The 13,264-nt window shown below is 33.9% G+C and carries 12 protein-coding genes; 5 read left to right on the forward strand and 7 right to left on the reverse strand.

Annotation, left to right across the window (positions count from 1 at the left end; genetic code table 11):
• Nucleotides 1-135: 135 nt before the first annotated feature.
• The 4 genes from ACERII_RS23455 to ACERII_RS23470 form a co-directional block, all read right to left on the reverse strand.
• Nucleotides 136-804: a DUF4397 domain-containing protein gene (locus tag ACERII_RS23455; RefSeq protein WP_373645412.1), complete on the reverse strand. Its 669-nt coding sequence runs from the start codon at nucleotides 802-804 to the stop codon at nucleotides 136-138.
• 123 nt (nucleotides 805-927) lie between these two features.
• On the reverse strand, nucleotides 928-1,851 hold the full coding sequence (locus tag ACERII_RS23460) for a dipeptidase (RefSeq protein WP_373645413.1): 924 nt from the start codon (nucleotides 1,849-1,851) through the stop codon (nucleotides 928-930).
• 216 nt (nucleotides 1,852-2,067) lie between these two features.
• A complete protein-coding gene (fumC, locus tag ACERII_RS23465) occupies nucleotides 2,068-3,456 on the reverse strand; it encodes a class II fumarate hydratase (protein ID WP_373645414.1) in 1,389 nt (462 codons plus the stop codon).
• 16 nt (nucleotides 3,457-3,472) lie between these two features.
• A complete protein-coding gene (locus ACERII_RS23470; RefSeq protein WP_373645415.1) occupies nucleotides 3,473-3,652 on the reverse strand; it encodes a hypothetical protein in 180 nt (59 codons plus the stop codon).
• Between the two features lie 122 nt (nucleotides 3,653-3,774).
• Here ACERII_RS23470 and ACERII_RS23475 point away from each other — a divergent pair, with 122 nt between their 5' ends.
• From ACERII_RS23475 to ACERII_RS23495, 5 genes are all read left to right on the forward strand, one after another.
• Complete coding sequence (locus ACERII_RS23475) at nucleotides 3,775-4,662, forward strand: polysaccharide deacetylase family protein (protein ID WP_373645416.1); 888 nt, start codon at nucleotides 3,775-3,777, stop codon at nucleotides 4,660-4,662.
• Between the two features lie 117 nt (nucleotides 4,663-4,779).
• Nucleotides 4,780-6,486 carry an acetate--CoA ligase gene (acsA, locus tag ACERII_RS23480; RefSeq protein ID WP_373645417.1) on the forward strand — a complete coding sequence of 569 codons (1,707 nt, stop codon included), beginning with the start codon at nucleotides 4,780-4,782 and terminating at the stop codon, nucleotides 6,484-6,486.
• 208 nt (nucleotides 6,487-6,694) lie between these two features.
• Nucleotides 6,695-8,104: a sigma-54 interaction domain-containing protein gene (locus tag ACERII_RS23485; RefSeq protein ID WP_373645418.1), complete on the forward strand. Its 1,410-nt coding sequence runs from the start codon at nucleotides 6,695-6,697 to the stop codon at nucleotides 8,102-8,104.
• A 151-nt stretch (nucleotides 8,105-8,255) separates the two neighbouring features.
• On the forward strand, nucleotides 8,256-9,662 hold the full coding sequence (gene kamA / locus ACERII_RS23490) for a lysine 2,3-aminomutase (RefSeq protein ID WP_373645419.1): 1,407 nt from the start codon (nucleotides 8,256-8,258) through the stop codon (nucleotides 9,660-9,662).
• Nucleotides 9,663-9,690: 28 nt separating this feature from the next.
• A complete protein-coding gene (locus tag ACERII_RS23495; protein WP_373645420.1) occupies nucleotides 9,691-9,963 on the forward strand; it encodes a YokU family protein in 273 nt (90 codons plus the stop codon).
• A gap of 388 nt (nucleotides 9,964-10,351) precedes the next feature.
• Here ACERII_RS23495 and ACERII_RS23500 read toward each other — a convergent pair whose 3' ends face one another.
• From ACERII_RS23500 to ablB, 3 genes are all read right to left on the reverse strand, one after another.
• Entirely contained in the window at nucleotides 10,352-10,822 is a 471-nt protein-coding gene (locus ACERII_RS23500; protein WP_373645421.1) for a hypothetical protein, read from the reverse strand.
• Nucleotides 10,823-11,271: 449 nt separating this feature from the next.
• Nucleotides 11,272-12,153: an aminoglycoside 6-adenylyltransferase gene (locus ACERII_RS23505; protein WP_373645422.1), complete on the reverse strand. Its 882-nt coding sequence runs from the start codon at nucleotides 12,151-12,153 to the stop codon at nucleotides 11,272-11,274.
• A gap of 150 nt (nucleotides 12,154-12,303) precedes the next feature.
• Nucleotides 12,304-13,107, reverse strand: coding sequence for a putative beta-lysine N-acetyltransferase (ablB, locus tag ACERII_RS23510; RefSeq protein WP_373645423.1), 804 nt, complete (start codon nucleotides 13,105-13,107; stop codon nucleotides 12,304-12,306).
• Nucleotides 13,108-13,264: the final 157 nt, after the last annotated feature.

Raw genomic sequence — 13,264 nt, forward strand, 5'->3', positions numbered from 1 at the left:
ACCATATATCTATTTAAAGCATGTTTATGTTTCAAGAACAAGGTATATTTTATAACATTTTTATTACAAATGTAATTGAAAAGGAGTGGAATTTACTTCCACTCCTGCGTTTTTATAACGTGAAGTATTCATTTATTAATTATTTTTAATTTTATCCTTTGTAATAATAACTCCGAAACCTGGTTCTCCCTTCGTTAGCCCTAATGCAAATACTGTATAATTGGCACCAGACATTAATTGAAGGTTTGGGATTTCATATATAACCTCTTCAGACTTGGTTTTTATGATTAAATCTTGAGAAGCTGGGGCAACTTCTTGATATTCGCTGGCATTGTTAAAAGGAACGTCTTCTATGTTCCATTCATCTGTTTGTAACTCTAGTGGAGAAGTATCTTCAGATAGATTTACAAATCGCATTTTGGATATTTCTTTTGTAGGGATAATATTGTCTTGAAATGTATTCAATTCATAGTTACCATCTATCTGAACGACAGCTAAAGTAAAAGCTTCTCCATTATTTATTTTTACTTTATCTTTTATGATTGGTTTCTCTTTATTTGGATCTGAACCTTCTGGAAAAATTTTGATCTTATATGAGCCATCTTTTAACGTTTTATAATCTGTGATAGATTTAAATCCTATCTCACCAAATGCATGTTCTTTATTTATATAAATATCAATATGCGGTGCATCAGTTGAAGCATGTAGAACCCTTACATATCCAAATTGTTGATGATTTGCAGAAACATGACTCACTGTTAAGGTGAAAAACAGAATTAAAACGATAGCTAACATTTTTTTCATGACTACACTCCTCATCATTCTGATTTACACCGTTAGAATTTCCACTTACTACAATTGTATTCATCTTTTTACTTGTAATAAAAAAAGGATGAGTAAAGGTTATTCTTTACCTCATCCTCGTTATTATAAGGGAAGTCGCTTTACTACATTCTCATAAGCGAAACCATTAACTATTTCTTCTCCGTATTTTCTAACTAAGCCTTGTATTAAGTACTGATATTTACCTGAATGTTCTAAACCATCAATATAATAAGCAATACCATCAAAATCGGATCCTAAGGCAATATTACTAATGCCCCCAAGATCAATAAAATGATCTATATGTTTTATTAAATCATTAATTGTTGCTTGTTCTCCCCCTGTAATAAATTCAGGAGTTAATACTAACCCTATTAGCCCATCTTTATTAAAAATTTCTTGTGCTTGTTCATCCGTTAAGTTGCGAACATGGTCACAAATTGTTTTGGAATTTGAATGCGAGGCGATCGGATATTTGGCAAGTTTCATTACATCCCAAAAACCATTTGGAGATAAATGAGATACATCTGTCCATATTTTATAATCATTATTTAATTTTACTACTTCTTTTCCAAATTCCGTTAATCCTCCACCTCTTATTTCTCCTACTCCATCTCCACATAAGTTTGCATTATTCCATGTAAGTCCTATAGATTTTACTCCCAATTGATATAACGTGCGGAGTTTCATTACATCATTTCCAAAAGCGTCTGCTCCTTCAAGGGCGAGCACTGCTCCAATTTCTTCACCTTTTAAAGTATGTATATCCTCCCATGAAGTGATCTTCTTCATTTTTTCATTTTTGTTTACAACTTCTGTATGAAAAAGATCTATTTGTTCTAGTGCATACTGAAATTTTAAGTCACTTGGTAATTCTGGTTCTAAAAATATAGCAAATAATTGGACCTTTACTTTTCCTTGAATAAGTCTTTCATAATTAGCTTCTATTGATGGGTCATTTGTATATATCTTCTTTCTATCTAACCAAAGTCTTAATAATGCATCACAATGTAGATCAAAAATCCTCAACGCACCTACCCCCTTACCTAATTTGTTCTTACAACAATAACACAGAAAATTTTAAACTGTCTATTTAATAATCTTCATTCTTCATTCACAGTATACTGAAACTATTTCTGTTGCCTCTATCGTTCAACTAAATATAAAATACCCAGTATGCTGGTGTTTGCTAAAGGTTCCTTTTTCTTACCTTTTTCAATCCTACCCTCATACTGAGTAATTTTATTATCCTTTTGGATGTACCATATTTTCTGGTTTCACGTATTTATCAAATTCCTCTTCGGTTAAATACCCTAGTGATACTGATGCTTCTTTTAACGTCAAATCTTCTTTAAAAGCTTTTTTCGCAATTTCTGCTGCCTTTTCATATCCAATGTATGGATTTAGTGCAGTTACTAGCATTAAGGAATGGTTTACATGTGCTTTTATAGTTGATTCATTTGCCTCTATACCAATAACACACTTTTCATTAAAGGAATCCATTGCATCGCTTAGTAAAGTAACAGATTGTAAGAAATTATAAATAATTACTGGTTTAAAGACATTTAATTCAAAATTACCTTGGCTAGCTGCAAATCCAATTGTTGCATCATTACCAAAAATTTGTGAAGCGACCATTGTTAATGCTTCACTTTGGGTAGGATTTACTTTTCCAGGCATAATTGAACTTCCAGGTTCATTTGCTGGTAATGTTAGTTCACCTATTCCGGACCTTGGCCCACTAGCTAACCAACGAACATCATTCGCTATTTTCATTAAATCCGCAGCTAAAGCCTTCAATGCTCCGTGAACATATGTAATTTCATCATGACTTGTTAAGGCATGAAATTTATTTTCAGAAGAATAAAATTGATGCTGGGTAATTTCACTAATCTCTTCCGCGGTATATGTACCAAATTTAGGATGTGCGTTAATACCAGTTCCTACTGCTGTACCACCAATAGCTAGATAGCGTAGATGTTCAGAAGATTCTTTTACCATGTCTTCACATTTCTTTAGCATATACTCCCATCCACTAATTTCTTGTCCTAATGTTAAAGGAGTTGCATCTTGTAAATGAGTTCTTCCTATTTTTATAATCGAATCAAATTGATTCTTTTTTTCTACAAGCGACTTTCTTAATCGAGATAATGCAGGTAGAAGTTTATTTTGAATACTAGTAAAAGCTGCAATGTGCATAGCTGTTGGAAACGTATCATTGGAACTTTGAGAACGATTCACGTCATCGTTTGGATGAATTCTGGTTGATTTATTTTCTTTCTGGAAGTACTGATTTGACCTGTGCGCAACAACTTCATTCATATTCATGTTTGATTGTGTACCACTTCCAGTTTGCCAAACAACAAGAGGAAAATGTTCATACTGCTCCTCTTTTCTTATTTCCGAACAAACCTTAACAATTATCTCACCTTTTTCCTTATCCAAGTTTTGAAGGCGAACATTCGCTTTTGCAGCAGCTTCTTTTAAAATAGTAAAAGCTTCAATAACCTCAATCGGCATCTTTTCCTTTCCTATTTTAAAATTCTCCAAACTACGTTGTGTTTGCGCACCCCACCACATTGCAGCAGGTACATTTACTTCACCGAGTGTATCTCTTTCCTTTCGCATTTCCATGTATAACTCCCCCTAACTATAGCTGAAAAAAGGTACTAATCTGATTTACTAAAGAAGAATCATCTAGCTGATTTGCTATTACATAAATTATTAAAAGTAAAAGTCCAACTCCAATTGCAAACTTTAGCACCTTCCCAACAATTCTAATTAAAATAATGCCAACAACGATTAAGAATAGAACCATTAAAATGTCCATATGCTAAAACCTCCTTTATAATGTCTAAGCATTTAAGATTTGTTTCTTACTTTTTTCATATTACCCTACATTTACCATACAGTTCACTAAATCAAAATTCAAGACATAGGAGGTAACTCCAAGTGAAAAGTAAAAAGTATTTCTTACTATTCGGTATTACTTTTGTATTTCTACTTCTTAGTTACACCATCCTCTTTCTGCCTACTGAAAGTAAAACAACTATACCAAATGAACAGAGAGTGCAATCTCTTCAAACTAATAAAAATGAATTTAAAGAACCATTAGAATTACATCCAACAAATGAAAATTCTTATTCTAATTCAGATGAAATAAAAGTAGAAAAGAAAGTATTTATCACATTTGATGACGGTCCCTCAACAATAACACCACCTATATTAGAGTTATTAAAAAAACATAATGTTCCTGCTAGCTTTTTTGTTGTTGGCAAGAATATGGAGGAAAACCCTGAAATAGTACAACGTGCATATAATGAAGGTCATATGATTTTAACCCATTCTTATACACACGATTACTCTATATATACAAGCCTTGAGTCATTTTATGATGATTTTTCAAAAGCAGAAGAAGTTTATCATGAAGTATTGAATAAAGAACCACCAAATCTCTTCCGCTTTCCTGGAGGGTCTTCTAATCACAGTTCATTTGCATATGGTGGGAAACAATTAATGCCTAAACTGACTCGGGATATTAAGAAAAAGGGATATACGTATATTGATTGGAACGTATCTTCTGGAGATGCCGGACCACATGCAAATGATGGTGTTAGCATGGAAGAAAGTATTGTCGAATATTCTGAAGATAACAACCTAGTCGTGTTACTTTTTCATGACACTCCAAACAATAATACAACAGCAGAAATATTACCAAACATTATTTCCTACTATAAAAATCAGGGCTATCAGTTTCGTTCTTTCCGTGATGTAACAGAGTCAGAACTAAATAAAATGAAACACCTTCAAATAGCAAATAAAATAATTGAACATAAATAATTCCATGACTTCATGGAATTATTTTTTGCACATTATTATAATTTGAAGTTTCAGAATATTAGATATATGATATACGTACAAATATAAATAAGTATTTTTATGGAGGTGTTTCAGATAATGGAAGTGTTACAACCAAAAGCTGGGAACTACCAACTACAAAATTACGAAGAGACAAGAAAACACTTTTCCTGGGAAAATGTAAAGGACACATTTTCTTGGTCTAAAACTGGAAAGGTGAATGTTGCATATGAAGCCATTGACAGACATGTAAAAGAAGGTCGTGGTAACAAAAACGCTCTTCTCTATTCGGATTCTAATCGAGATGAAATGTATACGTTTTCAGAATTGAAAACATTAACCGACAAAGCAGCACATATGTTCAAAAAGTTCCATGTTGAAAAAGGAGACCGAGTTTTTATATTTATGCCTCGAATTCCTGAATTATATATTTCTCTTTTAGGTGCTATTAAAGTTGGAGCAGTTGTTGGGCCACTTTTTGAAGCTTTTATGAAAGATGCAGTGAAAAGTAGATTAGAAGATAGTGATGCAAAAGTGCTAGTAACGACACCTGAGTTAGTTTCTCGTGTTCCAGAGAATGAACTACCGAACTTAGAAACTATCATCCTTGTTGGAGAAAATGTATCGAGCAAGTATGTTTCTTACTATGATGAAATGCAACAAGCAACTGTAAAAAAGTCTGTTATTGAATGGGTTGACTTAGAGGATGGTCTTATTCTCCATTACACTTCTGGTTCAACTGGAAAACCAAAAGGCGTTTATCATGTACATCATGCTATGCTTCAGCATTATCAAACTGCAAAATGGGTGTTAGATTTAAAAGAAGATGATGTCTATTGGTGTACTGCCGATCCTGGATGGGTAACTGGAACATCCTATGGAATATTTGGCCCCTGGTTAAATGGTGTAACAAATGTAGTTCGTGGTGGTAGATTCTCCCCTGCTGATTGGTATGAAACGATTGAAAAAAATAAAGTTACAGTGTGGTATAGTGCTCCCACAGCTTTTCGAATGCTTATGGCTGCAGAGCCTTCTATTGTAAAAAAATATAATTTGAGCTCTGTTCGACATATACTAAGTGTTGGAGAACCACTAAATCCCGAAGTTGTTCGTTGGGGTTATAAAGAGTTACATCATCGAATTCATGATACGTGGTGGATGACAGAAACTGGAGCGCAGCTCATATGTAATTATTTAAGTGAGCCAATCAAACCTGGATCTATGGGAAAACCTATTCCAGGCGTAGATGCTGCGATAATCAATGATAAAGGAGAAGAACTACCTCCTTACGAAATGGGGCACCTAGCTATTAAAGCTGGATGGCCATCGATGATGAGAAAAATTTGGAAAAATGATCAAAAATATAACGAATATTTTTCAATACCTGGGTGGTACGTATCCGGAGATACAGCCTACCGAGATAATGATGGATATTTTTGGTTCCAAGGTAGAAATGATGATGTTATAAATACAGCAGGAGAACGTGTAGGTCCATTTGAAATAGAAAGCAAATTAGTGGAGCATCCTGCAATCGCTGAGGCTGGTGTTATTGGAAAACCTGATAAATTAAGAGGTCATATTATTAAAGCATTTGTTTCACTACGGGAAGGATATTCTTATAGTGATGAGTTAAAAGAAGAGATTCAAAAGTTTATAAAAACGGAATTATCAGCACATGCAGCTCCACGAGAAATTGAATTTAAAGATAAATTACCGAAAACAAGAAGTGGTAAAATAATGCGACGAGTTTTAAAGGCTTGGGAGTTGAATGAACCAGCTGGAGATTTATCCACAATGGAAGATTAGAAAAGCGTTGTGTAATAAGTGTAGAAAGGTTCGATTTAGTTTCAAACCTTTTTACACTTTTTCTTTGTATATGTTGAAAACACACTTTCTTAAACCACTTGATATATTCAAAATTAATAGTATTATAGTTTAATAAATGCCCAATTTCCGGCATCCATTGCCGCATTTTCGGCAACTCGAATTACAGGTACGATTGGAGGGAATTTCTTTGTTTGCATCTCACACAGATACGAATGAAATGTTAAAAGCCATATTAAAGAGTATTGATGAAGGAATCCATGTAGTAAACAACAACGGAGTCACCATTTATTATAATGAAATTGCCGCAGAACATGATGGACTTAAAGCTGAAGAAGTAATTGGGAGGCCTTTATTAGAAGTGTTTCCATCCCTTTCCACTGAATCCAGTACGATGCTAACAGTTATTGAAACAGGGAACCCAATTTTTAATCAACATCAATCGTATCGAAATGTAAAAGGGAAATTAATTGATACTATAAATACAACAATCCCTATTGTAGTCAAAGGAAAGGTTCTAGGGGCGGTTGAGATTGCCAAGGACTATTCTCGGATAAAGCAATTGTCTGATAAATTAATTGATTTACAAACAAAAATAGATCGACGCCAACAAAAAGCGGTTGCCGTTAAAGATGATGATGCTCATTATTATTTTAATGATATTATTACATCAGATTCACACATGCTAAAGCTTATTGAAAAAGCGAAAAAAGTAGCTAAAACATCCTCTCCTGTTTTTGTTTATGGGGAAACTGGAACTGGAAAAGAGTTACTTGTACAAAGCATTCATCATGCGTCTGCTATCACCCATGGTCCTTTTATTTCTCAAAACTGTGCTGCAATACCAGCTACTTTACTCGAGAGTACTTTATTTGGAACAATTAAAGGGAGTTTTACTGGTTCAGAAAATCGAGAGGGTCTTTTTGAATTAGCGCATGGTGGAACGTTGTTTCTTGATGAAATACATACCCTTCCATATGATCTTCAAGCCAAGCTCCTCCGGGTATTAGAAGATGGAGTGATTCGAAGAGTGGGTTCAAACAAAAGCTTTAAGACAAATGTACGAATTCTAGTCGCTACAAATGAAAAACCCGAAACATTATTACAAAAAGAGACACTTCGAAAAGACTTATACTATCGATTAAATGTAGTCTCTTTAGCTATCCCTCCTCTTCGAGAACGAAAAGGAGACTTGGAGGCTCTGATATATTCTTTCATTGAATTCTTTAATAAAGAATTTGGCAAAAATGTTAAAGGCATCGACCAAAAAGCTTTTCATCTCATAAGAAGTTATGATTGGCCAGGAAACATACGAGAGTTAAGACATTGTATTGAATCAGCTATGAATCTCGTGGAAAGTGATTATATACAAGAGGAAGATTTACCTAATAACTTGAACATCTCTATACCTGAGAAAAAAAATGCCTTCTCCCCTTCACTTTCTTCAAAAGAAAGCTTAAAGGAGGTATTAGCAACAGTAGAAATGAACTTGATTAAAGAAAAGCTCTCCGAAACAAATGGAAATGTAAAAGAAGCAGCAAAGGGGTTAAAAATTCCGAGACAAACTTTACAATATAAAATTTCCAAATATGAACTATAAAAACAATGCCGAATAATCGGCATTGTTTTTATGTTAATTCAGATTTTTCCATCTTATTTCCTTTATAAATCCTATCATAGTAGCATTTTTATCTTTGGCACGCTTCTTGCATCTAAATATAGTGAGAATAAAATCCTAAGGGGGAAATAATGTGAAGATGGACTTATATAAACCAAAAAAACATTGGAGTGAATTTGAAATTTGGAAGGATGTACCCGAAGAGAAATGGAATGACTGGTTATGGCAACTAACAAATACAATTCGGACACTAGATGATTTAAAGAAAGTAATTAACTTAACACCGGAGGAAGAAGAAGGAGTTAAAATTTCAACAAAAACAATTCCCTTAAATATCACACCTTATTACGCATCATTAATGAATCCGGATGATCCAAGATGTCCAATTCGTATGCAATCTGTACCAGTATCCGATGAAATTATGAAGACAAAGTATGATTTAGAAGATCCTTTATCAGAAGATGATGATTCACCCGTTCCAGGGTTAACACATCGTTATCCAGATCGTGTACTTTTTTTAGTAACCAATCAATGCTCTATGTACTGTCGTTACTGTACTCGTCGACGCTTTTCTGGGCAAATTGGTATGGGGGTTCCAAAAAAACAATTAGATGGTGCCATAGAATATATTCGAAATACACCCGAAGTACGCGATGTACTTATTTCTGGAGGAGACGGATTATTAATAAACGATCAAATTTTGGAATATGTTTTAAAAAATTTACGAGCAATTGACCATGTAGAAATTATTCGAATTGGTACGAGAGCTCCTGTTGTTTTCCCGCAGAGAATTACCGAAAATCTTTGTAATATATTAAAGAAATACCACCCTATTTGGTTGAATACACATTTTAATACATCGTTAGAAATAACGGAAGAATCCAAAAAAGCTTGTGAGATGCTTGCAAATGCAGGTGTCCCTGTTGGAAATCAAGCTGTTATATTAGCTGGCATAAATGATAGTGTTGAAATTATGAAAAAACTTATGCATGATCTAGTTAAAATTAGAGTTCGTCCTTATTATATTTATCAATGTGATTTATCTGAGGGGATTGGTCACTTTAGAGCTCCTGTATCAAAAGGTCTAGAAATTATTGAAGGATTACGTGGCCATACGTCTGGTTACGCTGTACCTGCTTTTGTGGTAGATGCTCCTGGAGGTGGTGGAAAAATTACGCTACAACCTAACTATTTAATCTCTCAAAGTCACGATAAAGTTGTATTACGTAACTTTGAAGGTGTGATTACCACATATCCTGAACCAAAAAATTACACTCCCGATACTGCGGAGGACTACTTTTACTCTTATTATGAAAAGAAGGAAGAAAAGCGCATTGGTGTATCTGCGCTAATGAATGATGATAAATTCAATCTCGTTCCAGAAGGATTGCAACGTTTAAATCGTCGCAAGACATACGAACAAAGTGAAAACCATCAATCTTTAAAAGACCAGCGTGATAAACGAGATCAAATGAAAGAACGCAAGTGGAAAAAAGAAATAGAAAGATTAAAGCAAACGGACAATAAAGAGCAAGCATAGAAAAGTTGAGCGAAATGGAGGGATATCAATGACTTGCAAGTGGTGTGAATCAAAAGAAGCTGAAAAAACATATGATTCAGCTTTTTGGGAGCTACCGTGTGGCACAAGGGCAGTAGAAATAACTGATGTTCCTTCTACTAAATGTCCTTCATGTAATATAGTGTATATTGATGAAACTCTCATTGATGAAATGGAAGATCACTTTATGCTAATTGATACTAAAAATTTACCTAAGAAATTTACCTTTGGTGAATTTATGGAAAAACCAAGGATGCTGAAAAGAAACTATTTTAAATTTTAGGGCTTAAAGTTCCACTCATTTAAGCTCTACTATAATGAAGAATGTAAATGTTTGGTTAGTAAATGGCTTGGGTATCCTGAGCCATTTTTTCTGCAATATTTTTTCCTGTTTTTTTATTTAAGCTAGTCTACCCTGAAAAAAAGTGATCTAAATTAGTGATTAACTTATCTAGTATTACTAACTTTGTTGGTTATTATTTCATTCACTTCATCTCACTCGCTGTCTTGTAGGGAGCTCCTGAGCTATCCTCAAGTACGATACGTGAAATATACTAATTATAAACATTATCTGCACGATACAAAGCTAATAATCTTTCAGAGCTACTTAATTATGACAAGATATAACCACCGACTACCAACCTTTTTAAATACTCATGAAATTCTTCATTTCATAAATAGCATTTATCATCGTCAATTCCTTCAAATAAAACAATATCATTCCATAGTTTTTCACTCGTTCCTTGAATTGTATAATTAGAGATTTTTTTATTATCGATACTTTCTATTATAACGTTAATTCTTCTACCTTCTTCTATATGGTTCCACATTCTTTCTGAATCATTTTCAAGCACTACGTTCTCCTGCTTACCATTTTGGATTGAGGTATACAAATCTATTTTCTCCTCTGTGGTAAACAGTTCCTCTAATACTTTTGGATCGTGAATGACATAATACTTACGAACAACATAAGTATCCTCAACATACCACTCCACATCTGCTTTTTCCGAGTCTTCCTCGAACGCCCTATATTTGTCTTTCATGATTCTATCTATTTCACTTAGCGTGTAGTTATTTGGAACGCTGGTTTTTATATAGTTATTATATAGTTTTTGCATAAAATCTTGTATGTACCTTTCCATTTTATTCTTCCCACTTTCTTTTTTATAGTTGTTTTTTATCTAGTAGAGTTCCCAACAGGGTTTATCCCCAGTCCTCTATAAGCTTCAACCAAGAATAATACAACCTATTTTTTCATATTCTCTTAAAATAATCTATTACATTTTTATTTTCTATCTAAATACGATACGTGAAATATTTTTGTGATTGATATATAACTATCACCGTCATTTGAATTTTCGTCTTATATATTAGTTCGTACTGTACTGGTTTGCAGTCCAATACACTCTCTTCCTGCAAAGAGTGTACATTACGTGTTCAGAATGACCATAATATCGAAAAAAGGAGCTAAAAGAATTTCTCCCTTTAGCTCCCCTTCATGAAACTAGCATACCTCGCTTCTATTCTTTTCCTTATGAAACCAACTACAGTGGCGTCCATTATTCCGCTATAAACAGGTAAAGTTTTTCACTTAGAATATCTCTTTAGCACCTGGAGGTAGTTCTCTCACTTGCTGTAAATACATCGTCATGTTTTTATCATCATCCATAGGATAGGAGAAATGAAATTCCTGAGCAACAACGAGTGCTAAGCCTCTAAATAAATCACAAGTATGGAAGATAGAATCCCATATATTTTCATAGTTTCCATCAGAATAAGTACCTTTATACTTTTCCCAGTATGTTTCAGCAAGATAGACTTTAAAATACTTCCCCATCTTTCCTGGAGATACTTGAAAGTCATGTTGCATGCCAATGTACCAGGATACCATGTCATTCAGTCTTTCTCTTACAACGGAATCTAACATTTCTTTTGCATAGGGAAGTTCATCTCTCCAAAGACCTTTTGCAACATTTTGTAGACACCACCACAAATCATTACAACAGCTATTGAACATCGTTTCCGTTGGTCTTCGAACATGATAATCAGTATCTGCAGCAACTGGAATGTAAGGTAAAATATTGTCTTTATCTAACAATGGAACTGTAAGGGAATCACTAATATAACCTTGCTTCATGTTTTCTACTGTCTCAATATGAAGGTCGATACGATTTCCATCTGAAAAGAGCATTAGAAACCCATAAGATTGAAAGTTATCACCTTTTGCCTCTATAGCAAGATCATTCTTATCAGGTTCCTGGATCATAAGTAATTGCCCGAATGTGTCAAGCCATGTTTTATCATCAATGAACGAAGCCGTTTCTGATACTACATAAACTATGTCATAATCTTGAAATATATCTTTCGGTACATTCGGATTAGTTCTTGAGCCGTTCATATAAACAGCGCGTATACGTTTATCTTCTTTTGCGATGTTTCTAATTATATCCATCATTTCTTTTTCATTTCTCATCTAACTTCTCCTCCATATCCTTAGTTTATAGAAAAATAGTTATCGTAAAAAGTGGAGGAGCGCGTGATCGATATCCATTGGCTACACTACTCGAAGGTTAAAATTTGTTCATGGATTTCTTCATCCAATTCACCTCATATTCATTGTCAGTTATCTATTAACAAGATGTTTCGTCCATATATTCATATCTTCAAATCCTGTGGATATGATGCAATTATTAATCAATGTACCTTCATAATTGTAGCCTAAACGTTTTACCGTCATGTTCATCCCAACAGAGTTTGCACGAGTGATGGAATAGGCAAAATTAATACCATTACCAACTAACTCATCCTCTAAAGCTAAAATAATCCCTTGTAGTATATTTTCACCTCGATAATCAGGTAATACGGCACAATCAGTAATTTCTGCACTTCCAAATCCTGAATCCATCGCAGAAGCAGCTCCAACGATTTTCCCTGAATTATCTTTTGCAACCATAAACGTATATTCTGTATCTCTCGCTTTTTTCAAATAAGCTGGATCGAATATGTTGGTTGGATATACAGGAAATACAGTTTTAAAAACACTTGCTAATTGAGGTAAATCCCTTTCCTCTAACTTTTCAATACCATAATTTATGTTAATCTTTGTTAAGTCTTTTTCATCTCTTTGAACGATAGCTAGGTTCGATTTATTTTTGTCTTGAGATTTTGATTTCGCTCTATCTGCTTTATAATATTTTGTATAAATGAACGTATCTTCTCCTTGAAAAAATCCGGACATTTTTGCTTCTTCTGAAAAACCAAGTTCCTCTACTTCCTTACATTGTTCTTTTGTAATGTATAGAATTATTTTTCCAGGTGGGTTTGCATCAATCATTTCTTTTACCTTCTGTATGTCTTCTCTAGTAATTGTCGGTAGATAGGCTACTATTCTATCATTTACTTTATCCCAATCCCATACACTGTTCATTAGATCACTCCTTTATGGATTATTGTTTATCCATTATATCTACCCTGAAAATACGTAATCTCAATTAGTGGTTAACTTATCTAGTATTCCTAATATTGTTGGTTTCTATTCCATTCGCTACTGCCCACTCCCTTTCCTGTGGGGAGCTGCCGAGCCA

It is taken from the genome of Evansella sp. AB-rgal1 (assembly GCF_041820985.1).
Lineage (GTDB): Bacteria > Bacillota > Bacilli > Bacillales > Salisediminibacteriaceae > Evansella.